Source organism: Erwinia sp. S43 (assembly GCF_016624745.1).
Classification (GTDB): domain Bacteria; phylum Pseudomonadota; class Gammaproteobacteria; order Enterobacterales; family Enterobacteriaceae; genus Erwinia; species Erwinia coffeiphila.
In genome coordinates, this window is the sequence record NZ_JACVTX010000021.1 from 1 (window position 1) to 23,229 (window position 23,229).

Genomic DNA, 23,229 nt, shown 5'->3' on the forward strand with positions numbered 1-23,229 from the left:
CCTCCCCAACCGCCGCCACCACCGCCCGGAGGAGGGAACAGGCATCCACTGAGCGCTGCCACCAGCGCGACGATACTCGCCGCCTTAAGAATACGAATCATGTTAAAACCTCACGGGTCACAATATGAGGATGCCCTCCTCATTTCTCCCGCGATAGTAAGCGCCGCCTGGACCGCTCACAATGCAGAATAATCCGGTTAGCGGCGCTTTTTACTCGCCGTAACCGCGCTTAACGATTTCCTGTTAATTTCTGCGCACAACCCTGCCCTGGACACACATGCTATTCGCTTTCACCAGATTTAATTGCCGCGATCCACCTCGCATTCCCTGGGATTTTCACTTTACAACAACATCGATTCGCGACAATGTGAGCGCATAACATTGATGAGGTTTTGACCATGACCGATCGCAATCCGCTTTCTCTACAGCAGCTGGTATCTCTCCGTTACTGGGAGAACCCGGCCGTCACCCAGATCAACCGCTTACCCAGTCATCCTCCTTTCGCCAGTTGGCGCAACAGCGAGTCCGCTCGCCAGGATCTCCCCAGTCCGTCGATCCAGTCTCTGAGCGGTGAGTGGAAATTTAGCTACTTTAACCGGCCGGAAGCGGTTCCGGATAGCTGGATCGCAGACGACCTTGGTTCAGCCGATCGCGCCACCGTGCCGTCAAACTGGCAGCTTTCCGGTTACGATGCACCAATTTATACGAATGTGCAGTATCCAATCCCGGTCGATCCACCGCACGTTCCTGCGGAAAACCCTACCGGTTGTTACTCGCTCACATTCAACTGCTCTGCCGACTGGCTGCAAAGCGGACAAACGCGGATTATCTTCGACGGCGTGAACTCCGCCTTCTATCTGTGGTGCAACGGTACGTTTGTCGGTTATTCGCAGGACAGCCGATTACCCGCCGAATTCGACCTCAGCGCCGTGCTGCAAAGTGGCGCAAATCGGATTGCGGTGATGGTGCTGCGCTGGTGCGACGGCAGCTATCTGGAAGATCAGGATATGTGGCGGATGAGCGGCATTTTCCGCGACGTCAGCCTGCTGCATAAGCCCTCGGTTCGCCTGCAGGATGTTCAGATCGAAACCCGCCTGAGCGCAGAGTTTCACAGCGCCGACTTGCGGGTGCTGGCGGTCTGCTCGGAGCAGGATGCACGCGACCACCAGGTTGAAGTTACGCTGTGGCAGCAGGATACGCTGATTGCAGAACACCGCCAGGCAATGGGTAGTGCCGTTATTGATGAGCGCGGCAGCTATACTGACCGTACGCTCCTCAGTATCAATGTGCCACGGCCGCTGCTGTGGAGCGCGGAAACACCGCATCTTTACCGTGCCGTGGTTACGCTGCTTAATGCCAGCGGTAACCCTCTTGAAAGTGAAGCGTATGACGTCGGTTTCCGTCAGATCGCGGTAGAAGGCGGGCTGCTGAAGCTTAACGGCAAGCCGCTGCTGATCCGCGGCACTAACCGACATGAGCATCATCCGGATCGCGGGCAGGTGATGGATGAGGAAACAATGATCCGCGACATCACACTGATGAAGCAGCACAATTTCAATGCCGTACGCTGCTCGCACTATCCTAATCACGCCCTCTGGTATCGCCTGTGCGACCGCTTCGGCCTGTATGTGGTTGATGAAGCCAATATTGAAACCCACGGTATGCAGCCGATGAATCGCCTGTCTGACGATCCGCAGTGGTTCAATGCCTTCAGCGAGCGCGTCACGCGTATGGTGCAACGCGATCGCAACCACGCCTGCATTATCATCTGGTCACTCGGTAACGAATCCGGCCACGGCAGCACGCACGATGCGCTTTATCGCTGGATTAAAAGCCACGATCCCAGCCGTCCGGTGCAGTATGAAGGCGGCGGTGCCAATACCGCCGCCACCGATATCATCTGCCCGATGTATGCCCGAGTGGATCAGGATCAGCCATTTGAAGCCGTACCTAAGTGGTCGCTGAAGAAGTGGATTGGCCTGCCGGAAGAACAGCGCCCGCTGATCCTGTGTGAATATGCCCACGCAATGGGCAACAGCCTCGGCGGATTTGACCGCTACTGGGCGGCGTTCCGCCAGTTCCCACGCCTGCAGGGTGGATTCGTCTGGGACTGGGTCGATCAGAGCCTGACCCGCCATGAGGCGGACGGCAGCAGCTGGCAGGCCTACGGCGGCGACTTTGGCGATACGCCTAACGATCGCCAGTTCTGTATGAATGGCCTGGTCTTTGCCGATCGCACACCGCACCCTTCCCTGTTTGAGGCCCAGCGCGCCCAACAGTTCTTCCAGTTTGCCGTGGAGAGCTATGCCCCGCTGACACTGCGGATTACCAGTGAATACCTGTTCCGCAGCAGCGATAACGAAACGCTGCGCTGGTCTATTGAGCACGAGGGTCAGCGGATAGCTGGAGGAGAACAGGCTCTGGAACTGGCCGCGGAACAAAGCATCAGTCTGGTACTGGGCGATCTGCCCGTACTGGCCGGAGAACTGTGGCTGCGGGTCGAAGTGATCCAGCCAGCTGCCACGGCGTGGTCACCCGCCGGGCACCGCATGGCATGGGACGGCTGGCGCCTGCCGGCTGCCCTCTCGCTGCCGCGATCCCGGAAAAATCTTGAGCGCCCCCGGCTTACCGAAACCGCTCAGCGGTTCGACGTACAGCACGGTGAACAGCGCTGGCAGTTCAGCCGCAGCAGTGGCGAGCTGACGCAGTGGCTTCGTGGCGATAAACCGCAGCTGCTCTCCCCGCTCTCCGATCTGTTTGTGCGTGCGCCTCTGGATAATGATATTGGCATTAGTGAGGTCACTCGCGTCGATCCCCGTGCATGGGTTGAACGCTGGCGGCGGGCCGGTTACAACCAGCTTGAGCCATTACTGATTAGCCTGCAGGCGGATGAACTGAGCCACGGTGTGCAGATCGCCAGCATCCACGCCTGGCAGGCCGCAGGGGAAACGCGCTTTATCAGCCGCAAACGCTATCTGTTCGACGGTGAAGGTAAACTGAGCATCGAGGTTGAGGTGGATATTGCCGCCGGGCAGCCGGAACCGGCACGTATCGGCCTGCGCTGCCAGCTGGCCGAAGTGGCGGAGCACGCCAGCTGGCTGGGCCTTGGGCCGCACGAAAACTATCCTGATCGGCGGCTGGCCGCAGAGTTCAGCCGCTGGCAGCTACCGCTGGCAGAACTCAACACTGCCTATGTTTTCCCGGGGGAGAACGGGCTGCGGGGCGGCACCCGTGAACTGGAATACGCCGGACTGAAGGCTGAGGGAGATTTCCACTTCTCGCTGAGCCGCCAGAGCGTCGAACAGCTCCGCGATACATCACATCGCCACCTGCTGCGTGATGAAGCGGGATGCTGGCTGATCCTTGACGGTTATCATATGGGCATAGGCGGCGACGACTCCTGGAGCCCGAGCGTTAACCCGGACTTCCTGCTGTCTGCCAGGCAGTACCGTTATCAACTAACGCTGTCACTGGCCTGACGTTACGCCGCCTGCGCGATTGCCACGCGGGCGGCGGTAAACCCAGATCAGCTGCACGGTGTTCACCAGCACCACAGCGGCCGTTGCGGCAAATACCCAGCGGAACCCGCCGACGGCTGAAATACCCGAGCCCATCAACGGCCCAACTACGTTGCCCAGATACATAAACGACTGGTTGTAGCCAAAAATTCTGCCGGTCACCCGGTCGCTGCAATAACGCAGCAGCAGGGTCTGTACGGCAGGCATCATCGCGCCGTCGGCAAAGCCCAGCAGGAAACGCAGGATACCCAGCTCAAGGGCACTGTTGGCCCACGACATGCCGATAAACAGCAGGATGGATAAGATCAGAGACGCAAAAAGGATGCGCTGCGCGCCGATGCGGTCGCCGAGTTTCCCCAGCGAAGGTGCGGACAGTAGCGCGGAGACTCCGGGGATCGCCGCAACGACACCGCTAAGAAAAGCAATATTCTGCACGTTCGGTTCAAGTTCGCGCACAAACAGCGTCAGAATCGGACTGATCGACCCGTTGCACAGCTGAATAACCAGCGTGGTAAAAAACAGGCTGATGGTCAGCTTTGGCCACGGCAGGGTACGGAACACCATGCTGCCGCTGAGATTGTCTTCTTTCTTGACCCGAATGACGCCGCTCTCTTTGATCAGGAACAGCGTGATCAGAAAGCTTATCAGCAGCAGCCCGGAAGTGATGATAAATACCGCCCGCAGTCCGATCCAGTCCGCCAGCAGTCCCCCCATCAACGGCCCCATAATCACCCCGCAAATTTGCGCGGTGGATACCATGCTCATTGCCCAGCCGCTGCGTTCACGCGGTACCTGTGCCGCCACCAGCGCCATTGCGTTCGGTATATATCCCGAAGTCAGCCCCATCAATGCACGCAGTGCCAGCAGCTGCCAGACGTTGGTGACAAAGGCCTGGAGCAGGATCACCACGCCCATACCGAGTGAAGCACGCAGCAGCATCAGCTTGCGCCCTTTTCGATCGGCAAGGCTTCCCCACATCGGCGACACAATCGCTGAAACCAGGAAGGTGATACTGAAAATCAGCCCGGACCACAGCGTCAGCGATGCGGGATCGGTCACACCAAGCTGCTCAACGTAGAGGGGAAGAAACGGGATTATCTGACTGATCGCCAGCCCGGTAAACAGACAGCCAAACCAGACTGAGATTAGATTAACCTTCCAGGATTCCATCGGACTGCACTTGCGGCCTTATAGCAACATCACGAGCGACAAGTGTAACAACTGTCAGCAACGGAGTGAGGGCAAATAAGGTGATGGACATCACTTCAGAATTTTCTACTAACACGAGTGGCGCTTCAGGCCTGAAAACGCAAAAAACCCGCCGAAGCGGGTTTTTTAACTTTCATCATCTCAGGCGTTAAACGCAGAGCTGATGAAAAGAGTTCTATCTTACAGTGCAGTTACGTTAGCAGCTGCTGGGCCTTTCTGGCCGTTTTCGATAGTGAACTCTACTTTCTGACCTTCTTCCAGAGTTTTGAAACCGTTGTTCTGGATTGCAGAGAAGTGTACGAAAACGTCTTTGCTGCCGTCGGTTGGGGAGATGAAGCCGAAACCTTTCTCAGCGTTGAACCATTTTACCAAACCAGTCATTTTGTTAGACATGAGTCTTTCCTTCAATTATGTAGTAAGCCACGGGGGCACAAGGTTTTTCAACAGGGGATTACTATGAGGCACTCAAGAAGGAAGTCAGGAATAAGCTGTGTAACGCTTTAACTGCAGACTGCTTTACTAAAATTGCTCGCATACGTGGGTCTGTATCAAAACCAACGGACGCATTTACGCATAACACTGCCCCGGGTTCAAGAGAAATAAAAACAAAAAAACAAAAAAACAATCAACACCATGATTTAGATATCAATTTAACTGCCTGTATCACGTCAGTCATTTTGTCTTCTTATCTTCATTCTGCTTTTCATGTCTCAGGTCATTTTTTGTCAACGGGATAGATCAGGGTTAATGTAGGCTTCCTTTTCAGGTCGACGATTGTGCATGACAAATGACCCAGTCTGTATTCAATGAGGATATTACAGGATGCTTGAACTGATTAAGGCCGTGGGCCTTGGCCTGGTCGTACTGCTGCCCCTGGCAAACCCACTGACGACCGTCGCCCTGTTTCTGGGGCTGGCCGGCGATATGAACTATCAGGAGCGTAACCGGCAGTCGCTTCAGGCGTCTGTCTATGTGTTTATTATTATGGCCGTTGCCTACTACGCCGGTAACGTTGTCATGGATACCTTTGGCATTTCGATTCCCGGTTTGCGTATTGCCGGGGGATTGATCGTGGCGTTTATCGGTTTCCGCATGCTCTTTCCACAGCAGGAGGCCGGACATTCCATGGAAGCCGAGCACAAACTGGATGAGATGAGCGAGCGGAAAAGCGTCAATATCGCTTTTGTTCCACTGGCCATGCCCAGCACCGCCGGACCGGGTACGATTGCGATGATTATCTCCACCGCCTCAACTATTCATAGCGGCACCCCCTTTGCCCCCTGGATTATTACCGTTGCCCCCGTACTGACCTTTTTTGCCGTCAGTCTGATTCTGTGGGCCTGCCTGCGCAGCTCCGGGGCAATTATGCGTCTGGTGGGGAAAGGCGGTATTGAAGCCATCTCGCGCCTGATGGGTTTCCTGCTGGTCTGCATGGGCGTGCAGTTTATGATTAACGGTACGCTTGAGGTGATTACAACCTATCACGCAGGATAAACGCACGTTCCCTTCCGGGTGGGTTCCTCCGCCCGGAATATTTTTCAGGGTGCTTAGAAATATTTCTTTCTGTTACTGGCATTCCGGCACCGCACATCTACAGTTTACAGAATCTCCGGTCATCTTTTTCAGGTAACGGGAGCGGACATTTCTTGCCCTACTCTCTGGTATTCACAACAACATTATGATTCCACGGAAGCCGCTCCGCGCTTTAGTGGACGCGTCTGTGGAGGTTTATCATGGCTTATCACGTTCAGGGCGCAGGCCGCGCAATTACCGACTATTTTAACAGCCCGGCTTTCCAGGCTCCCAGAGAAAGCGAACTGCTGGAAGCGATCATGATGGAGTTAATGCAAAACGGGAAACCGCTCAGCAATGACGCGATTATTGCCAGCGTCATCGCCCGACTGGAAGGAGAAGCCGATGAAGCCATACTTCAGGGATATCGCAACCTGTTGACGCAGATTTTCAACGGCAACAAATAAACAGGATACGCCAGCCTTAAAACGCTGAGCCGCCGCTCTGTCTGTCACGAAAAAAAACCCGCACACGGCGGGTTAAAGACGAGCATTGCATATCTGGAGTGACGAGGAAGTCACGTTGTGTGCAGCAAGATACTGCCATCAGCGCGTTGCAGGATGATGACAGCGCAAACCCGCCTGCCCGTGTGGGGAATATTCCCTATACGAATGTTTACACGGCAAACGATTGTTATTCGGCATAGCGTCATTAAGATATGCGCCGAAGGCAGGCTGGAGATGGCAGATGAATAACTGGTATAACGTTCTTATTAACCGCTTTAAAAAGGTCGGTCTTTACCTGCTATTACCTCTTCTATCCCTTATTTTGATCATCCGACTGGTCGATGGTATTCGGGCTCCGGACCTGCCCGCCGATTTCGCCAGCCAGCCGTTGCATACCATTGATGGCAGAGACCTGACGCTCGCGGAACTCAGCGAAAAAAAGCCGCTGCTGGTGTTGTTTTGGGACCGCTGGTGCGCGGCCTGTCACGACACCATCCCTTTGATGATCAAACTCAACGATAAACGCACCAACGTGCTCACCGTCGCCAGCATGTCGGGAGATGACATCAGCGTTGTACGCTATCTGAATGGGCATCATTTCAATCTGCCAGTGGTCAATGACAGTAACGGCAGTCTTGCCGCTCACTGGCAGGTCACCAGCAAACCTACACTGCTTGTTGTCGCGAAGGGTGAAGTGGTCAGCACCAGCAGCGGCTGGACCAGCAACACCGGCGTACTGTTGCGCCTGTGGTGGGTGAGGAAATGGCAGTACTGACTGGCCTGTACGACCAGCCAGCATCGATCAACCGCAGTAGACTTTAGTAATGTTGCCCTGCTGATCGCCTAAGAAGTTAATGCGATTCAGATTAAAGTCCATGGTCACGGCAGAATTGTAAGGGATCGCGCGCACCGGCTTCTCGAAGCGCAGCGTTTCCAGCGCGGTAAGTGGCTTACCAACATACTGCTGCAGTTCCGATGCGCCACAGCGATCCATTTCCGGGTCAACCGGCGCATTCGCCGCCGTTTTCTGGCCAGACGACTGGCAGCCTGCCAGCGCAATCAACGCCGCAACGAACGCTATTTTTCCATAGTATTTCACTGTTCCTGCTCCTCTTTTCGCGTAGATAATCGGCAAATTGAGTTAAAGATTAACAGATTAACGCCATAATGCGCAGGTAAAAGAACGGATGATTATCCGTCTGATTTAGCCTCCCTGCGCACGCATCGTTCATAAAATATCCAGATTTTAGCTATAATTTTAGGAGTTTTCCCAAAGAGGAGATTCTTATGGAACTGGCAATTTTTGTCACCTTTGCCGTCATCATGACGCTGGTCGCGGTGAGAGTCCGCTAACATCCTCCCGGCCCCGGCGCAGTTTACCGGGGCAACCGATAGCACAATCGTCGCTTCCCCGGTCACAGGTTTTTCACCACGAAAACTTAACCCGCTTTGCTATGACGCTCCCCAAACTCGACAGTGCTCGTAACAGTTGTTAACATCGAAAAAAACCTTCCGTGACAGGTTGTTGCCATGAATACCGCTCCCGACAGAGTGTCCCAAACCCTGCTCTGCGCCGGGATGTTGATTATCTGGTACGCCATTACCCTGCTGGTAAGATACCTGCCCAACCACGCCATGCTGGTCAGCAGTGGTCTGCTGATGCCGGTGCTCTGCACGCTGGAATTTGCCGTTCTGATCCCGCTCTTCCGTTGGTACAGACGTCATTACGGCGATATTCACGTCGGAAAACTCCTCCCGCGTCAGGTGATGGTGTTCAGCGTGCTGCTGATTCTGCTGCTGGTCAGCCAGGCCTTTTATATGCAGCGTGAGAGCTGGACGGGCGGGCAGTTTAGCGGTAATGCAACCAGCTCAATACTGTTCGCGCTGGCCGTGGCTCTGCTGGCACCGGTCTACGAAGAGATTCTGTTTCGTGGTTATTTAATGCAGGGATTTTTACTGTGGGCCCCGCGCCAGCGGGTTGCCTGTTCGGTGCTGACCTCCCTCGCCTTCGCCGCAATCCATACACAGTATGCCCATCTGCAAACGCTGATCGCGCTGGTTGCCCTGTCGCTGCTGCTCTGTGCCGCGCGACTGGTCTCAGGCGGTTTGAAGTTACCTATTTTCCTGCATATGCTTAATAACCTGCTTGGCGTTGCCCCCTGGCTGTGGCTGACCTTCAGCCGCTAGCGTAATCGGTTGCATACAGGACAAGGTTATAACCTTTCGACTCCTCTTATAACTTTCGCGCATATCGATAGCGAATAATCTACTATTGCTCTTATCGGTTGTTCACTTACACTCGCGAAAAAAATGTAAGGCAAGGAAACGTCATGAAATTTACAGTCCCCTCAGTTATTGCACTGGCGCTGGCGGCATCCTTTGCCGCAACGGCGGCGACCCCCGCTGACACGCTGGTCATTGCGCAGTCTATCGATGATGCCAACAGTTTCGATCCGGCAGACGGTTTTGAACTGACCTCCGTGCAGGCATTTACCAACCTTTATCAGCGTCTGGTTCAGTCCGATCCGCAGAATCCGACCGATCTGAAGCCGACGCTGGCTACCGAGTGGAAGCCCGGCAGCGATAATCGCAGTATGACCTTCACCCTGCGTGATGGCGCGACCTTCTCTTCCGGCAACCCTTTACGCCCGGAAGACGTGATTTTCTCGCTCTCCCGCGTGATTAAGCTGAACCTCGATCCATCCTTTATACTGGCGCAACTGGGCTGGACCAAAGATAACGTCGACTCGCATCTTAAAAAAATCGACGATAAACACGTTCAGCTGAGCTGGACGGCGGATGTCAGCCCGACCTACGTGCTGAGTCTGCTGGCGGCTCCGGTTTCATCGATCGTTGATGAGAAAACCGTATCGGCCAATGTGCAGAACGGCGACTTCGGCAATAAATGGCTGGCCCAGCACTCTGCGGGCAGCGGCCCTTATCAGATCCGCAAATACGTGCCGCATGAAGTGGTGCTGCTCAGCGCTAACCCAAGCTCTCCGGCCGGCGCCCCTAAGCTGAAAAACGTGCTGATTAAAAACGTACCGGAACCGGCCGCTCGCCGTCTGCTGCTGGAACAGGGCGACGCCGATATCGCGCGTAACCTGGGTGCCGATCAGATCGCCTCGCTGAAAGATAAAGCGGGCGTAAAAACCCTCGCGGTGCCGATGGCCTCGCTGTACTACGTGCAGTTCAATATCGACGCCAATCCGGTGCTGAAAAACCCGGCCCTGTGGGAAGCTTCACGCTATCTGTTCGACTATAAAGGCATCGCCAACGACCTGCTGAAAGGCCAGTTCCAGGTTCACCAGTCGTTCCTGCCGGAAGGCTTCCTCGGCGCGCTGAACGATAATCCGTTCACCTACGATCCGGAAAAAGCCAAAGCGATTCTGGCGAAAGCCGGGCTGAAAAACGTCAGCTTTAAGCTGTCGGTCAGCAACCAGCCGCCGTACCTGGATATTGCGCAAGCCCTACAGGCCAGCTTTGCGAAAGGCGGTGTGAAGGTCGAAGTGCTGCCGGGGATCAGCTCAGAAGTCGCGACCCGAGTGAAAGCGCATCAGTATGAAGCCACGCTGAACGCCTGGGGCGCTGACTACTTCGATCCGAATACCAACGCCGCCGCCTTTGCCTACAACCCGGAAGACGGCAGCAAAACGCTGGCGTGGCGCTCTAACTGGCATATCCCTGAGCTGAGCAAGCAGACGCTGGCCGCCACCGCCGAAAGCGATCCGGCGAAGCGCGTTGAGCTGTACCACAAAATGCAGCGTGAAATTCAGCAGAACTCACCGTACGTCGTCGGCCTGCAGGCGCGTAACCTCGTTGCCCTGCGCGATAATCTGAAAGGCTACGTTCAGGGGATCAACCCGGACATGGTTTACTACAGCCAGGTCAGTAAGTAATGGCGGCACCTGCTGCTCAGGATCGTGTACCGCGTCAAAGCGGTACACGGCTGTTCTGGCGCCGCAGCAGCGGTGCCCTCAGCGTCGTGATTTCGCTGGTGGTAACGCTGCTTGGTCTGCTGGTGTTCACCTTCGGTTTATCTCATCTTTCCCCTGTCGATCCGGTGCTGCAGATCGCCGGCGATCACGCCAGCGAATCCACCTATGCACAGGTCAGGCGCGATCTTGGACTCGACCAGCCATTGCCGATGCAGTTCTGGCACTATCTGGAACACCTGGTACGTGGCGATCTCGGCATCTCCAGTATTACCAATCAGCCGGTAGCCAGCGATTTACTGCGTACCTTCCCGGCCACCATTGAACTCGCGACCTGTGCGATGATCTTCGGCGCTATTTTCGGCATTTCTCTTGCGCTGCTGGCGGCGTGGAAGCCGGGTAGCCTGCTGGATAACGTCGCGCGGCTGATCTCCCTGCTGGGCTATTCAGTACCGGTGTTCTGGCTTGGATTACTGGGTCTGCTGCTGTTCTATGCGGTACTGCACTGGTCGGCAGGGCCGGGGCGGCTGGATGATATCTGGATTTATACCCTGGAACCGAAAACCGGGCTGGTGCTGATCGACAGCCTGCTCTCCGGCGACCCGGAAATGTTCCGCAACGCCATCGCCCACCTGTGGCTACCGGTGGTGGTGCTGGGGCTGCTGTCGATGGCGACCATTACCCGTCTGCTGCGCGCTGCGCTGCTGGAAGAGAACAGCAAAGAGTACGTAACGCTGGCGCGGGCAAAAGGTGCCAGCCGGGGACGCATCCTGCTGCTGCACATTTTCCCTAACGTGCGGGGAACGCTGATTACCGTGCTGGCGCTCTCCTACGCCACGCTGCTGGAAGGCTCAGTGCTGACTGAAACCGTCTTTGCCTGGCCCGGCGTGGGGCGCTACATGACCACCGCGCTGTTCGCCTCCGATACGCCCGCGATCCTCGGCTCGACCCTGTTGATTGGCGGCTGCTTTATCGTCATCAACGCGCTGGCTGATGCGCTCACCTACCTGACCGACCCGAGGACACGATGACGCAGGCTCTTGATTCCGAAACGGTAAAACCGTTTAAAAAACGGCGAAATATCACCCTGACCATTGGCCTGACGCTGGTCGGGATACTGATTTTTGCCGCCCTGTTCGCACCGCTGCTGGCACCTTTCGATCCGAACGCGCAGGAAATGGCAGTGCGCCTGATGCCGCCTTCGGCCAGCCACTGGCTGGGCACCGACGGCTTTGGCCGCGATCTGCTCTCCCGCGTGATTTACGGTGCGCGCCCGACGCTGCTGCTGGTGTCACTGATTCTGGTGCTGACCATCCCGGTGGGGATGTTAATCGGTATCAGCGCCGGTTACCTCGGCGGCTGGAGCGAGCGCGTGCTGATGCGCATTACCGATATTTTCCTTTCGCTGCCTAACCTGGTGATTGCACTGGCGCTGGTCGCGATGATGGGGCCAGGACTGATGAACGGTGCGCTGGCGCTGGCGCTGACCAGCTGGCCGCCGTTTGCCCGCCAGGCGCGCGCGGAAACCCTGGCACTGCGCCGCAGCGACTATCTGGCCGCCGCGCGGATGCAGGGTATTAACGGCCTGCGCCTGATGTTTGGTCATATTCTGCCGCTGTGCCTGCCGACCGCCGTTGTGCGCGCGGCCCTCAGCCTCGGTGGCATTATTCTTTCCGCCGCCGGTCTGGGCTTCCTCGGTATGGGCATTCAGCCACCTACCGCGGAGTGGGGATCGATGGTGGCCGAAGGCAGTAAAGTGATTTTCGACCAGTGGTGGGTCGCTGCCGTTCCCGGCGGTGCCATTCTGTTTGCCAGCCTGGCCTTTAACCTGACAGGCGACGGCCTGCGTGACCGACTGGATACCCGTAATGCTGACTAATGCTGATGCGCCGATTGTGGCGGATGGCCTGACGATTTCCGCACCAGGCGGCGCGGCGCTGGTAAAAAATATCAGCTTTACCCTTGGCCGCGAGCGCGTGGCGCTGGTCGGTGAATCCGGCTCCGGTAAATCGCTGACCGCCCGCAGCCTGATGGGCCTGCTTTCCCCTTCCCTGCACCTGCAGGCGCGCACGCTGAGTATCGCCGGTGAAAATGCCCTGACCCTGAGCGAACGCCGCTGGAGTCAGCTGCGCGGCAGCCAGCTGGGCATGGTGATGCAGGACCCGAAATACGCGCTTAACCCGATGCGCACCATCGGCTGGCAGGTCGCGGAACCGCTCAAGCTACACGGCCGTTTTAGCCGCAGCGAAATTAAAGAGAAGGTCTGCGATATCCTTTCAGCGGTAGGGCTACCGCAGCCCGTACAGCTGATGCAACGCTATCCCCATCAGCTTTCCGGTGGGATGGGCCAGCGCGTGATGCTGGCGATGGCGCTGATTGCCGAACCGCGCTTCCTGATTGCCGACGAGCCAACTTCCGCGCTCGATCACGCGATGCGCGATCAGGTGCTGGGATTGATCCGCCAGCTGGTGGAAGATCGCAACATGGGCCTGCTGCTGATCAGCCACGATTTACAGCAGGTATCCGAACACTGCGAGCGAGTCATGGTGATGTATCAGGGCGATATTCTCGACACGCTGCCCGCCGCTGATTTACCGCACGCCACGCATCCCTATACCCGAACGCTGTGGTCCTGTCGGCCAAATAAATCCACCCACGGTAAACCACTACCTGTGCTGGATCGCGCCGCGCTGCTCGGGGGAGTTAAACATGATTGAGTTAAACCAGCTCAGCGTGGCTCACCGCCAGGGTTATGAGCTGCGCACCGTGGTGGAAGATGTCACACTGTCGGTTAACGCCGGTGAGTGCTTCGGCCTGGTCGGCCCGTCCGGCTGCGGTAAATCTTCCCTGCTGTGGGTAATGGCCGGGCTGAATCCGCACTGGCAGGGCACAATGCGGCTGGCGGACCATCAGGCCGAGCCGGGTAAAGCTTTTACCGGCCAGCTGCGACGCGACGTGCAGATGGTGTTTCAGGACCCCTACGCCTCGCTGCATCCTCGACATCGCCTGCGACGTACGCTGGCCGAGCCGCTGAAGCTGCTTAAGGCGGATAACATCAACGATCGCATCGACGACGGTTTTCGCCACGTTGGACTGGACCCGGCGATGGCCGATCGCTATCCGCACCAGCTCTCAGGCGGTCAGCGCCAGCGCGTGGCTATCGTCCGCGCGCTGCTGTTAGAGCCGAAGATACTGCTGCTGGACGAGCCGACCTCCGCGCTGGATATGTCGGTACAGGCGGAGATCCTCAACCTGCTTAATCAGCTTAAGCAGCAGGATCATCTGACCATGGTGCTGGTGAGTCACGATCCCGATGTCATCGATCATATGTGCGATCGCGCGGTGCATATGGATAAAGGCAGGATCGTCGGCTAAGCCGTTGATCCGTCAATTATCTTTATCAGCTAACCTTAGTCAGATCCGGCATTTCCGATCGCGCATGACGCGCCTATAGTCCTGATATATCCCACGATTTCAGGACATCATCATGCGAAAAATTGCTCCTCTGGCGCTGGCCTGCGCCCTGGTTTTCGGACACACGGTGCAGGCGGCAACGCCTGCCGATACGCTGATTGTCGCCATCTCGCTTGATGGCATTATCAGCTTCGATCCGGCAGAAAGCTTTGAAACGGTCAGCAACAGTAGCCTGATAAATGTTTATCAAACGCTGGTGACGCCGGACATCGACGATCCGCGCAAACTGGCCCCTTCACTGGCCACCGAATGGCAGGCGGGCAGCAGTGAGCACAGCCTGCTGTTTACGCTAAAGCCTGGCGCGAAGTTCGCCAGCGGCAATCCGGTGACCAGCCAGGACGTGATCTACTCGCTCACCCGCGCGGTGAAACTGAATAAAACCCCGGCGTTTATCCTCGCGGAGTTTGGCTGGACGCCGGAAAATATCGACACCCAGTTTACGCCGCACGGCGATAACCAGATTGAAATCCGCTGGACCACGCCAATCGGTCAGGATCTGGCTCTGCGCCTGCTGACCTCGCCGATCGCCTCGGTGGTGGACAGCAAGCTGGTACAGCAGCATGCACAGGGCAATGACCTGGGTAACGGCTGGCTGCACACCCATTCCGCCGGCAGTGCCGCCTATACGATAAGCAATTATGTACCGCAGCAGGCGCTGGTACTGGAACAGAATCCGTATGCACAAACCCCGCCGCACCTGAAGCGGGTGATCCTGAAGAGCGTCACCGACGCCGGTTCGCGGCGGCTGCTGCTGGAAAACGGCGATGTGGATGTGGCCTACGACCTTGGCGCCGATCAGTTCGCTACCCTCAAACAGCAGGGTAAGGTTAACGTCGCCAGTTTCCCTTCCAGCCTGATTTATTATCTTGGCTTCAATACCCAGGACAAGCAGCAGCCCGCGCTGGGAAACCCGGCACTGTGGCAGGCCGCACGCTGGCTGGTGGACTACAAGTCGATTTCTGAACAGCTACTGAAAGGCCAGTATCAGGTTCATCAGACGTTTCTGCCCGCAGGCTTTGACGGCGCACTCACCAACGAACCGTTCCACTATGATGTGGAAAAAGCGAAATCCATTTTGGCGAAGGCAGGCATCAAATCGGGCACGCGCTTTGCTCTGACTATTGTCAATCAGCCGCCTTACAGCGATGTGGCACAGGCGCTGCAGGCCAGCTTTGCGAAAGCGGATATTCATCTGGATATTCAACCGGTCGCGGAAGCCGAGCTGTGGAGCAAGATGCGCGGCCGCAACTTCCAGTCGATCTTTATTTACTGGGGCGCGGACTACGTGGATGCCAACAGCAACGCCAGCACCTTCGCCTATAACGTTCCCGGCGGGCCAAAAACCCTGGCCTGGCGCGTTGGCTGGACGATACCTGACCTGAGCGCACGTACGCGAGAAGCGGCCGCCGAAAGCGATGTGAAAAAGCGTACCGCGCTGTATCAGCAGCTACAAACGGATATCCAGCAGAACTCACCGTACGTAGTGACGCTACAGGGGCAGAAACAGGTTGGACTGGGCAAGCAGATTCAGGGAGCGTATCAGGGAATTGGCGTTAGCCTGCTCTACTTCGACCGCGTGAGTAAGAAAAGCTAGAACACGTAGAGAAATAGCGGGTATGGCGACTGCCCTACCCGCCAGGAGAATTGGCTACGCCACTCAGGAGATAGCAGAATCCGAGGAGTGCTTGTGCTTATCCTCTTCAAAGTGAGCCTTAAACTGCTCATAAATCGAGATCATATTGCTGGCATCACCCTGTAACGGGCTGAGTTTACCGGCTCTGACCAGTTCAATAACCAACTGAAGGGCAGCCTGCTTCGGGCTGCTGGATGGATGTGCAATTTCGTTCGACATAAAAATCCCAACACAGTGAAAAGCGAACTTTAGCAAGTTTAGCCGCCTTTCGTTACCCTTTTTGCAGCCTGAAAGCCCGTATCCCCCACCTAACTGGTTCTGTTTCCCGCGACCGACAAACTTGTACAACAAAAATAAATCTGTACAGATTAAAAAAAAGCGTTAAAGTAATCCCCGTAACGTATTGTGCATTTGCATAGCCTCGGAAAGTGTAGTTGGATTTCCACTTTCCGAGGTAATTTTTTCCCTCCTCTGATTATTCTTGGATCTAAAAAAAATTAATAATTGATCGAAAACAATGCCAATTCGCCATCGGTAGTCTAAATTTTAACCACCAATGACAGCTGAGAGGTGCAGAATGAAAAGACAGTCCGTAGCCTCATCCGTTATTCGAACCGTGGCCTATGACATGGAAAAACGGATTCTCGAGGTAGAAACGCTGAAGCATGGAACGCTGACCTACAATAACGTTCCCCTGACCACCTGGCACTTCTTTATGGCGGCCCCTTCTAAGGGACTCTTTTTTTACGAACAGATAAAGCAGCACTATCCGCAGCACTGATTTTTTATCCGGCGGGGTCAACATCGCCCGTCGGATAAGAGCGAATCCCCTGAATGCCAGTTTAGTGCTACCCGCAATGCAGCCTTTCTCACAGAAAATTTATTTAACCCCGCGTTTCATCTGTGCTGGCCGGCACAATGCGTTAAAATAGCGGCATCAATAGAGATTTACCTCAGGTTACATTCCGTTTCATAAGGACGTCAGATGCCCTCGCGCAACCGCTACCCGATTTTCCGCGCATACCTATCCGTGCTCCCAACCGTGTTCTCTTTGGCATGCAGCCTTTTGCCGCTTAACAGTCGGGCGGAGCAGGTGACCGTTTCACTGAGCCAGGAGCAGGATGGGGGCAATGCGGGACGCGCCTGTATTTATGTTTACCAGGGCAAGGCGGAATATCGTCGAGTGAAAGCGGATGAAAGCTGCCCAACGGAGATTGTGGTAGAACGCGATAAGCACTAAATACGATGGGATTTAACTGCGCCTGCAATGGCCGCCCGGTGGACACCGGGCGGGCCGCTGAATCCGGTGGCAGTCGCACCGGTTGCAGGCAGTTTCAGTAACCTGCCTCCGCAAATTTTTGCGGCTGATTGATCGCCCGGCGGGCAATCCAGTACAGTAAAATACGTTCGTCATCTTTATCCTGGTCGGCCATAGATAACAGCTTTAGTCCAAGCGTTGCTTTATTGACGGGCTGTCCGGTAACGCTGAGGTCAACCACTGCTCTGCCGATGATGTTACATACTTCGTCTTCGTTAGAAACGGGTAAATCTGCTTCGCCGATCATTCTCTCCTCCTCGTTGGTTAAATATAAAGCATAGCGTATCTGCGCGCGTTGCCCACCAGAGTCAGAACAATCGTGATAAAGGGCACATCAGGGATGAAAATACGAATCGCATAATTGACTGGAATGTGCGGTAGCCTGTTGAAACCACTGGCGTGAGACAGGCCGCGAAGGCTATTGTGTGGCTTATCGCCTATACTCAAAGCGACCCCAATCTGCCAAAGGAGTGAGCAATGCTAATCGGCTTCGTATTACTCGTCAGCGCCTGCGGTCATGATGCCTGTGACGCACTACCGGTATCAGAGCATATCTATCCCACACGCACAGCATGTGAACAGATGGCAGAAAGGATCCACGAACGCCGCCCAAATGCGGTACTGCTTTGCGGAGAAGTTTACCGCTAACGCTAGCAAAGCAGCTGGCGACATTCATCGTCGCACCCAGCATCAGAAGGATGCCTGATGGCATCCTCACTCCGTCATTTTCCTGAAAAACCGCCCTGAATGTGCTTTTTCGCCTCAGAACAGCAGAGAGACCAGCCAGAAACCAGCAATCGTCATCAGCAACGATCCGATAACGTGGACCAGCACCGAGGTCAGCGCCCAAAGATAATTGCCGGCCTGTAGTAACGTGACGACTTCCAGCGAAAAAGTAGAAAACGTAGTCATGCCGCCGCATAATCCGGTGGTAATCAGCAGTTTCCATGCCGGGTCCAGCTGTGGATGGCGGATAAACCACGCCATTGCCGCCCCGATAATCAGCCCGCCTACCAGGTTAACCAGCAGCGTTCCGGGGGGCAGATTAGGAAAAAGTGAATTTAACCGCACGGCAAGAAGCCAGCGGATCACACAGCCGGCGCAGCCGCCAATCATTACAGCCAGTAAAGGTTTCAGCATAAAATCCTCAGTACTTTCGAGGCGGGGTGCCAGCGGGCAGAAAACGCATAGCCTGACACACCGACCTCGTGTTAACGGTCAGGGTTATCAGGCGTCATCAGCCCCTTACGAGCAGGGCGGTTGGGAAAGGTGGAACACCATCACCTTGTGAACCACAAGATAATCAGTCATCGCCGCTTTTGCAACAGCGAGCTGCCGCAGCCGGGCGTCCCCGGCTACTCAGGCTCCATCCAGGTGCTTTGAAAATCGAACCAGCCCAGGTTGTTCAGGCGTATTCCCTGTGCGTTCTCCGGTGCCTTGAGTCGCATCCAGTGATGGAACAGCGGCTGTAACCAGCCTGCGCCGACCACCTTCTGTACCAGCTGGCGTGATTCAAGGGTGCCGTTGCGCCACTGCTGCTGCCAGCGTTGATACTGGCTGGGATCGCCGCCAGAGATATGCGGCTTCAGCAGCGGCATTCCCAGCAGCCAGGCCCCCACGTTCCACTGTTCCGGCGCGGGAAAATTCACCGTACCCAGCCACAGATCGACCTCGGCCTCGCCGCTTGCCCACTGCTGATAGTCCAGCTCGATCACTTCCAGCGCGATCCCTTCCGCCGCCAGGTTTTTGCGCATCATCCCCGTCAGCATGGCGTATTCAGGATGCTGCCGATGGCAGGCCAGCCGCAGCACCGCGCCGTGCAGCGGATTTTCATCGGCGGAAAACGGTGAAAGGCAACTCCCCTCATCCATACAGTGAAACCAGGCGGGCAGCAGGCTGCCCGTTGGCACCCACAGCGGCCTGATAGACTCCACCAGTTGCGAGGCCAGCTGCCACGGACTGAGTATCTCCCGCAGCCAGCGCCGCCGTTCGGGAGCTTGCCAGCGGCCAGAGCGGCTGTCGCACAGCAGGAAATATCCGCCCTGCTCCAGGAACATCTCCGCCAGCGGCTCAGAAGGCTTACCGGTGAACTGTTCGGCCTCGCCGGAAACATAGGCGATATCGCTGATGCTGGAGCTGAGCCACGCCGCAGGTTGACCGGCAGGTATAAACTGTTCGCTTGATGCCGCATGGGCGACATCCGGCCAGACGATCAGCTCCACTTCGTCCAGCAGTCCACGCAGGCCAAAATAGTGCTCGAACGCCTGCATCTTCAGGTGCCAGCGATCGTTCTCGCTCACCCGGTAAGGCCCGGTGCCGATCGGATGTGCGGCAAAATCATCACGCCTGGAATGATCGGCAGGCAGGATCAGCGCGGCAGGATCGGTCAGCAGCAGCGGCAAACGATCGTCGGCGTAGTGCAGTTCAACGATCACACTCAATGCACCCGCAGCCTCAACCCGTTTGATGTGTGAAAACAAGGGCAGTGACGCACTGCGAGTCAGCGAAGAAATCACGTCCTCACTGGTCATCTCGCGCCCGTCGTGAAAACGCACGCCACGGCGGAGAAAAAAGCGCCAGCGCAGCGCATCCAAACAACGCCAGCGGTGGGCCAGATCGCACTCCACTTCGCCGCTCTGCGGATTGATGCGCGTCAGACCACTAAAGATTTGCCGCACCAGATGGTTTTCCGAGCGCCTGAGCGGCGTGCCGGGATAGAGGTTCAGCATCTCGCGATAGTAGGGAATACGCAGCGACTGATAGTCATCGCTGATACGATAGCCCAGCCGCGTGCGCAGCAGGCTGGCAAGACGGCTTTTTTCCTCGCCCAGTAGCTCAACGGCGGCGGCAAGGTTCCCTGTTTCCAGTAAACGATCCGCTTTTTCCACTTTAAGCTGCTGCTCATCGCGCAGCAGCCGCAGCTGAGCCTGCCGACCTCGCCCCGGCGCAGCCTGCCAGTTCAGCCAGCCCTCGTTCTGCATTTTTACCAGCAGTCCCCGCATATGGCGCTTGCTGCAGCACAGCGAGTCCGCCAGCGCCTGCAGAGTCGTCTCGGCTTCACGAGCGGGAAACAGCGTCAGCAGCCGCAGGTAGTGATATTCAAGTCGTTGACCGTACATAAAAGAGGAACCTTGAAAGAGAAAAGTCAGCTGTTTTTAATCTCACCTTTTTAGTCCATTCTGCACTGAACGGCAATCCTCCTTCATCGATCACAGGACCGCATCCATGACCCGACAGCTGAACAAAGACACGACCGTATGTATGTCGCTGGCATCCCGCCCGGGAAATTTTGGCACCCGCTTCCATAACTTTCTCTACGACGCACTGGATCTCAACTACCTGTATAAGGCCTTTACCACGACCGATTTGCCCGCCGCTATTGGCGGTGTACGGGCGCTGGGCATTCGCGGCTGTGCGATTTCCATGCCGTTTAAAGAAGCGGTGATCGCACTGGTCGACGAGCTGGACCCGTCGGCGAAGGCTATCGACTCGGTGAATACCATTGTGAACACCGACGGTTATCTGAAAGCCTATAACACCGACTACATCGCTATCGCCAGCCTGCTGAAGCAGCACCAGGTCGATCGCGGGCTGACCTTTGCCCTGCGCGGCAGCGGCGGCATGGCCAAGGCCGTGGCGGCCGCGCTGAAGGATGCCGGGTTTAACCACGGCTATATTGTTGCCCGCAACGAGCAAAGCGGCAGGGAACTGGCGGCGCTGTACGGATTTGAATGGCGAGAAGATCTGGGCGACCTCCAGCCGGGCCTGCTGATTAACGCTACGCCCACCGGCATGAGCGGTGGCGCGGAGTCGGAGCTGATGTCATTCACGCCGCGCCAGGTCGACGCGGCCAAAGTCATTTTTGAAGTGGTTGCGCTGCCGGAAATCACCCCGCTGGTGCGCTACGCGCAGGAGAAAGATAAAACCGTCATTACCGGCGCGGCGGTGTTTGCCATTCAGGCGGTGGAGCAGTTTGCCCTGTATACCGGCATCCGCCCCGACGACGCGCTGTTCAGGGAAGCGGCGGCCTGGTCCCGGCAATAACACTCATCAGAGGCAGCCAGCCAGGATACTCTGCCTGACATTCGTTACGCTAATCGCCGGTCGGCCAGGGTACTTTATGCAGGCCGCCGGTCTGCAAAAGTGCTCTGCATACCATCAGTCATGCAGACCGCCGGTGGGCCAGGCTAAATACGCCCTTCGCTGCCGCAGATCCTGATTTTTTCCGCTACCACCTGCTTCATCGCCTGCTTACCCGGCTCCATATATTCGCGCGGATCGCTGGCACCGGGATGCGCGTTGAAGAAGGCCTTAACCGCGCCGGAGAAGGCGATTTTCAGCTCGGTAGCCACATTCACTTTACAGATACCGAGAGAAATGGAGCGCCTGAGCATCGCTTCCGGAATCCCTGAGGCGCCGTGCAGCACCAGCGGAATATCCACCTGTTCACGGATCTGCGCCAGCCGATCGAAATCCAGCTTTGGCTCCCCCTGATACAGCCCGTGCGCCGATCCGATCGCCACCGCCAGCGAATCGATCCCGGTACGGCTGACGTACTCTTGTGCTTTAGCCGGATCGGTAAAAAAGCTGTCGCTTTCATCAACGATCAGATCGTCTTCCTGACCGCCCAGCCGCCCCAGCTCCGCCTCCACGCTGACATCATAACGATGGCACAGACGCACCACCTCGCGGACTTTCTCAATATTCTGCGCAAAGGGATAATGCGAGGCATCGATCATCACCGATCGCACCCCGGCATGCACTTTGCGGCTGATATCGTTGAGATCTTCGTGATGATCGAGGTGTAGCGCGATCGGCAGATCGTACTTTTTCGCCGCCTGCTGGCAGATTGCGACAAGATACTCCAGTCCGGCGTAGTTCCAGGTGCCGGTGGTGCCCGCCATAATCACCGGCGAGCGCAGTTCCGCCGCCGTTTCGGCAATCGCCTGTACGGTTTCCAGGTTATGAACGTTGAATGCCGGTACGGCATAGCCTTCGCGCTGCGCGTTAAGCAGCATCGTACGATTAGAAACCAGATACATTATGCCTGCTCCTTATCCGTGACTGAGAAATCGAGCATGATTTTCCCGCTCATTGGCTTGCCCGCCAGCGCGCTGACCGCCTCGGCGTAATCCTGCGGCGCGGCCTGGACAGCAATCAGCGATGAGAGGTCGATCGATCCCTGCTCGAACAGCCGCACGGCCTGCTGCCACTCCACGCCGGGCCATTGACCCGAGTAATTCATCCAGCTGCCGAGAATTCGCAGCTCTTTACGCAGGATCAGACCGAAGGTGCTGCTGCTCAGCGGTAAATCACGATGCAGCGTGCCAATCAGGCCGATCTGCGCCTGCGGTCCGGCGATTTGGATACTCAGCTCCACGGTTTGCGGACTGCCGGCGGTTTCCAGAACCAGCTGATCGAAGCGCCTGGAGTCCATCGCGGTGCGGATTTCTACGGCGGTCATCTCGGCACTGTTAAAGGTGTAGTCCGCGCCCAGTTTCTGCGACAGCGCCAGCCGCTCAGGATTGATATCAATCGCCGTGACCGAACGTGCTCCCAGCGCTTTCGCACACTGCATCGCCAGCAGGCCGATAGTGCCCGCGCCCACGATAATCACCTCTTTACCTTCGCAGCCACCGGCCAGCTGCATGGTATGAAGGCTGACGGTCATCGGCTCAAAGAACGCCCCTTCGGTTGGCGTGGTGTGCTCCGGCAGCAGGAACAGATTGCTGCGCGGCACCACGATATATTCGCGATTGCCGCCGTCGCTGCGGGAGCCGATAAACCGGTAGTGGCGGCACTGGGACCAGAGCTGACGCTGGCACTCTTCACACTGAAAGCAGGGCTGAAGCGGCACGCAGGAAACCAGATTACCGGGCTGTAAATCGTTGACCGCACTGCCGGTCAACTTTACCCGGCCGCAGAATTCGTGGCCGAGGGTAATCGGATAAAAATGTGCGCCGTTGTGAAAAATACGCGGGATATCGGAGCCGCACAGTCCCGAACTGATCACCTCAACCAGCACATCATCAGCGGCTTCAATCTGAGGCAACGGTCTTTCTTCAACCGTAACGCTGCCTCCGGCGTGGATCACGACAGATTTCATCAGAGAACTCCAGAATGG

General features: G+C 56.6%; 23 protein-coding genes and 1 riboswitch. Of the genes, 14 read left to right on the forward strand and 9 right to left on the reverse strand.

What is annotated here, in order from left to right; all coding sequences use genetic code 11:
* Positions 1-398: 398 nt before the first annotated feature.
* Positions 399-3,479 (forward strand): beta-galactosidase, encoded by a 3,081-nt coding sequence (locus IBT47_RS19835; RefSeq protein ID WP_305038775.1) that lies wholly within the window; start codon positions 399-401, stop codon positions 3,477-3,479.
* Here IBT47_RS19835 and IBT47_RS19840 read toward each other — a convergent pair.
* Together IBT47_RS19840 and cspA are read right to left on the reverse strand one after the other, a co-directional pair.
* Positions 3,468-4,688, reverse strand: coding sequence for a multidrug efflux MFS transporter (locus IBT47_RS19840; RefSeq protein WP_105590742.1), 1,221 nt, complete (start codon positions 4,686-4,688; stop codon positions 3,468-3,470). The two genes, IBT47_RS19835 and IBT47_RS19840, sit on opposite strands and share 12 nt — an antisense overlap.
* Before the next feature lie 219 nt (positions 4,689-4,907).
* Positions 4,908-5,120 carry an RNA chaperone/antiterminator CspA gene (gene cspA / locus IBT47_RS19845; RefSeq protein WP_105590741.1) on the reverse strand — a complete coding sequence of 71 codons (213 nt, stop codon included), beginning with the start codon at positions 5,118-5,120 and terminating at the stop codon, positions 4,908-4,910.
* A gap of 429 nt (positions 5,121-5,549) precedes the next feature.
* Here cspA and IBT47_RS19850 point away from each other — a divergent pair, with 429 nt between their 5' ends.
* From IBT47_RS19850 to IBT47_RS19860, 3 genes are all read left to right on the forward strand, one after another.
* The gene (locus IBT47_RS19850) at positions 5,550-6,221 is read left to right on the forward strand and encodes a MarC family NAAT transporter (RefSeq protein WP_200562433.1); all 672 of its coding nucleotides are present in this window, start codon (positions 5,550-5,552) and stop codon (positions 6,219-6,221) included.
* Positions 6,222-6,460: 239 nt separating this feature from the next.
* Positions 6,461-6,706 (forward strand): biofilm development regulator YmgB/AriR family protein, encoded by a 246-nt coding sequence (locus tag IBT47_RS19855; protein WP_105590739.1) that lies wholly within the window; start codon positions 6,461-6,463, stop codon positions 6,704-6,706.
* Positions 6,707-6,986: 280 nt separating this feature from the next.
* Complete coding sequence (locus tag IBT47_RS19860; RefSeq protein WP_234472008.1) at positions 6,987-7,520, forward strand: redoxin domain-containing protein; 534 nt, start codon at positions 6,987-6,989, stop codon at positions 7,518-7,520.
* Positions 7,521-7,547: 27 nt separating this feature from the next.
* On the opposite strand, the gene IBT47_RS19865 is transcribed toward IBT47_RS19860, so the two are convergent.
* Complete coding sequence (locus IBT47_RS19865; protein ID WP_200562436.1) at positions 7,548-7,844, reverse strand: I78 family peptidase inhibitor; 297 nt, start codon at positions 7,842-7,844, stop codon at positions 7,548-7,550.
* A gap of 431 nt (positions 7,845-8,275) precedes the next feature.
* Here IBT47_RS19865 and IBT47_RS19870 point away from each other — a divergent pair, with 431 nt between their 5' ends.
* The 7 genes from IBT47_RS19870 (at position 8,276) to IBT47_RS19900 (ending at position 15,748) form a co-directional block, all read left to right on the forward strand.
* The gene (locus IBT47_RS19870) at positions 8,276-8,932 is read left to right on the forward strand and encodes a CPBP family intramembrane glutamic endopeptidase (protein WP_200562439.1); all 657 of its coding nucleotides are present in this window, start codon (positions 8,276-8,278) and stop codon (positions 8,930-8,932) included.
* Positions 8,933-9,075: 143 nt separating this feature from the next.
* Positions 9,076-10,644: an ABC transporter substrate-binding protein gene (locus IBT47_RS19875; protein ID WP_105590735.1), complete on the forward strand. Its 1,569-nt coding sequence runs from the start codon at positions 9,076-9,078 to the stop codon at positions 10,642-10,644.
* Positions 10,644-11,711, forward strand: a complete 1,068-nt coding sequence (locus IBT47_RS19880; RefSeq protein ID WP_105590734.1) for an ABC transporter permease — start codon at positions 10,644-10,646, stop codon at positions 11,709-11,711. Before IBT47_RS19875 ends, IBT47_RS19880 begins: the two co-directional genes overlap by 1 nt.
* Positions 11,708-12,559 carry an ABC transporter permease gene (locus IBT47_RS19885; RefSeq protein WP_105590733.1) on the forward strand — a complete coding sequence of 284 codons (852 nt, stop codon included), beginning with the start codon at positions 11,708-11,710 and terminating at the stop codon, positions 12,557-12,559. Before IBT47_RS19880 ends, IBT47_RS19885 begins: the two co-directional genes overlap by 4 nt.
* On the forward strand, positions 12,549-13,397 hold the full coding sequence (locus tag IBT47_RS19890) for an ABC transporter ATP-binding protein (RefSeq protein WP_200562441.1): 849 nt from the start codon (positions 12,549-12,551) through the stop codon (positions 13,395-13,397). Before IBT47_RS19885 ends, IBT47_RS19890 begins: the two co-directional genes overlap by 11 nt.
* The gene (locus tag IBT47_RS19895) at positions 13,390-14,055 is read left to right on the forward strand and encodes an ABC transporter ATP-binding protein (RefSeq protein WP_200547583.1); all 666 of its coding nucleotides are present in this window, start codon (positions 13,390-13,392) and stop codon (positions 14,053-14,055) included. Before IBT47_RS19890 ends, IBT47_RS19895 begins: the two co-directional genes overlap by 8 nt.
* A 112-nt stretch (positions 14,056-14,167) precedes the next feature.
* Positions 14,168-15,748 (forward strand): ABC transporter substrate-binding protein, encoded by a 1,581-nt coding sequence (locus IBT47_RS19900; RefSeq protein ID WP_200562444.1) that lies wholly within the window; start codon positions 14,168-14,170, stop codon positions 15,746-15,748.
* Between the two features lie 63 nt (positions 15,749-15,811).
* Here IBT47_RS19900 and IBT47_RS19905 read toward each other — a convergent pair whose 3' ends face one another.
* The gene (locus tag IBT47_RS19905) at positions 15,812-16,006 is read right to left on the reverse strand and encodes a hypothetical protein (protein ID WP_105591151.1); all 195 of its coding nucleotides are present in this window, start codon (positions 16,004-16,006) and stop codon (positions 15,812-15,814) included.
* A 358-nt stretch (positions 16,007-16,364) separates the two neighbouring features.
* Here IBT47_RS19905 and IBT47_RS19910 point away from each other — a divergent pair, with 358 nt between their 5' ends.
* Together IBT47_RS19910 and IBT47_RS19915 are read left to right on the forward strand one after the other, a co-directional pair.
* Positions 16,365-16,568 carry a KTSC domain-containing protein gene (locus tag IBT47_RS19910; RefSeq protein ID WP_200547586.1) on the forward strand — a complete coding sequence of 68 codons (204 nt, stop codon included), beginning with the start codon at positions 16,365-16,367 and terminating at the stop codon, positions 16,566-16,568.
* Positions 16,569-16,880: 312 nt separating this feature from the next.
* Positions 16,881-17,027 (forward strand): hypothetical protein, encoded by a 147-nt coding sequence (locus IBT47_RS19915; protein WP_172606521.1) that lies wholly within the window; start codon positions 16,881-16,883, stop codon positions 17,025-17,027.
* A gap of 94 nt (positions 17,028-17,121) precedes the next feature.
* Here the strand turns inward: IBT47_RS19915 and IBT47_RS19920 are convergent, their stop codons facing one another.
* From IBT47_RS19920 to IBT47_RS19930, 3 genes are all read right to left on the reverse strand, one after another.
* A complete protein-coding gene (locus tag IBT47_RS19920; protein WP_105590725.1) occupies positions 17,122-17,352 on the reverse strand; it encodes a hypothetical protein in 231 nt (76 codons plus the stop codon).
* 515 nt (positions 17,353-17,867) lie between these two features.
* A complete protein-coding gene (gene crcB / locus IBT47_RS19925) occupies positions 17,868-18,245 on the reverse strand; it encodes a fluoride efflux transporter CrcB (protein WP_105590724.1) in 378 nt (125 codons plus the stop codon).
* 81 nt (positions 18,246-18,326) lie between these two features.
* Positions 18,327-18,399, reverse strand: a riboswitch (Fluoride riboswitch).
* A gap of 61 nt (positions 18,400-18,460) precedes the next feature.
* Positions 18,461-20,224 carry an SgrR family transcriptional regulator gene (locus IBT47_RS19930; protein ID WP_200562447.1) on the reverse strand — a complete coding sequence of 588 codons (1,764 nt, stop codon included), beginning with the start codon at positions 20,222-20,224 and terminating at the stop codon, positions 18,461-18,463.
* Positions 20,225-20,330: 106 nt separating this feature from the next.
* Between IBT47_RS19930 and IBT47_RS19935 the strand changes: the two genes are divergently transcribed.
* The gene (locus IBT47_RS19935; protein ID WP_200562450.1) at positions 20,331-21,149 is read left to right on the forward strand and encodes a shikimate 5-dehydrogenase; all 819 of its coding nucleotides are present in this window, start codon (positions 20,331-20,333) and stop codon (positions 21,147-21,149) included.
* A 143-nt stretch (positions 21,150-21,292) separates the two neighbouring features.
* Here IBT47_RS19935 and IBT47_RS19940 read toward each other — a convergent pair whose 3' ends face one another.
* Positions 21,293-22,147, reverse strand: a complete 855-nt coding sequence (locus tag IBT47_RS19940; RefSeq protein ID WP_200562453.1) for a tagatose bisphosphate family class II aldolase — start codon at positions 22,145-22,147, stop codon at positions 21,293-21,295.
* Positions 22,147-23,211, reverse strand: coding sequence for a galactitol-1-phosphate 5-dehydrogenase (gene gatD / locus IBT47_RS19945; protein ID WP_200562456.1), 1,065 nt, complete (start codon positions 23,209-23,211; stop codon positions 22,147-22,149). The genes IBT47_RS19940 and gatD overlap by 1 nt, the downstream gene beginning before the upstream one ends.
* Positions 23,212-23,229: the final 18 nt, after the last annotated feature.

What these genes read in the sequence shown, in the direction of transcription:
- IBT47_RS19835 (WP_305038775.1), top strand. Translation starts at nt 399, where the DNA reads ATGACCGATCGCAATCCGCTTTCTCTACAGCAGCTGGTATCTCTCCGT.
- IBT47_RS19840 (WP_105590742.1), bottom strand. Translation starts at nt 4,688, where the DNA reads ATGGAATCCTGGAAGGTTAATCTAATCTCAGTCTGGTTTGGCTGTCTG.
- cspA (WP_105590741.1), bottom strand. Translation starts at nt 5,120, where the DNA reads ATGTCTAACAAAATGACTGGTTTGGTAAAATGGTTCAACGCTGAGAAA.
- IBT47_RS19850 (WP_200562433.1), top strand. Translation starts at nt 5,550, where the DNA reads ATGCTTGAACTGATTAAGGCCGTGGGCCTTGGCCTGGTCGTACTGCTG.
- IBT47_RS19855 (WP_105590739.1), top strand. Translation starts at nt 6,461, where the DNA reads ATGGCTTATCACGTTCAGGGCGCAGGCCGCGCAATTACCGACTATTTT.
- IBT47_RS19860 (WP_234472008.1), top strand. Translation starts at nt 6,987, where the DNA reads ATGAATAACTGGTATAACGTTCTTATTAACCGCTTTAAAAAGGTCGGT.
- IBT47_RS19870 (WP_200562439.1), top strand. Translation starts at nt 8,276, where the DNA reads ATGAATACCGCTCCCGACAGAGTGTCCCAAACCCTGCTCTGCGCCGGG.
- IBT47_RS19875 (WP_105590735.1), top strand. Translation starts at nt 9,076, where the DNA reads ATGAAATTTACAGTCCCCTCAGTTATTGCACTGGCGCTGGCGGCATCC.
- IBT47_RS19880 (WP_105590734.1), top strand. Translation starts at nt 10,644, where the DNA reads ATGGCGGCACCTGCTGCTCAGGATCGTGTACCGCGTCAAAGCGGTACA.
- IBT47_RS19885 (WP_105590733.1), top strand. Translation starts at nt 11,708, where the DNA reads ATGACGCAGGCTCTTGATTCCGAAACGGTAAAACCGTTTAAAAAACGG.
- IBT47_RS19890 (WP_200562441.1), top strand. Translation starts at nt 12,549, where the DNA reads ATGCTGACTAATGCTGATGCGCCGATTGTGGCGGATGGCCTGACGATT.
- IBT47_RS19895 (WP_200547583.1), top strand. Translation starts at nt 13,390, where the DNA reads ATGATTGAGTTAAACCAGCTCAGCGTGGCTCACCGCCAGGGTTATGAG.
- IBT47_RS19900 (WP_200562444.1), top strand. Translation starts at nt 14,168, where the DNA reads ATGCGAAAAATTGCTCCTCTGGCGCTGGCCTGCGCCCTGGTTTTCGGA.
- IBT47_RS19905 (WP_105591151.1), bottom strand. Translation starts at nt 16,006, where the DNA reads ATGTCGAACGAAATTGCACATCCATCCAGCAGCCCGAAGCAGGCTGCC.
- IBT47_RS19910 (WP_200547586.1), top strand. Translation starts at nt 16,365, where the DNA reads ATGAAAAGACAGTCCGTAGCCTCATCCGTTATTCGAACCGTGGCCTAT.
- IBT47_RS19920 (WP_105590725.1), bottom strand. Translation starts at nt 17,352, where the DNA reads ATGATCGGCGAAGCAGATTTACCCGTTTCTAACGAAGACGAAGTATGT.
- crcB (WP_105590724.1), bottom strand. Translation starts at nt 18,245, where the DNA reads ATGCTGAAACCTTTACTGGCTGTAATGATTGGCGGCTGCGCCGGCTGT.
- IBT47_RS19930 (WP_200562447.1), bottom strand. Translation starts at nt 20,224, where the DNA reads ATGTACGGTCAACGACTTGAATATCACTACCTGCGGCTGCTGACGCTG.
- IBT47_RS19935 (WP_200562450.1), top strand. Translation starts at nt 20,331, where the DNA reads ATGACCCGACAGCTGAACAAAGACACGACCGTATGTATGTCGCTGGCA.
- IBT47_RS19940 (WP_200562453.1), bottom strand. Translation starts at nt 22,147, where the DNA reads ATGTATCTGGTTTCTAATCGTACGATGCTGCTTAACGCGCAGCGCGAA.
- gatD (WP_200562456.1), bottom strand. Translation starts at nt 23,211, where the DNA reads ATGAAATCTGTCGTGATCCACGCCGGAGGCAGCGTTACGGTTGAAGAA.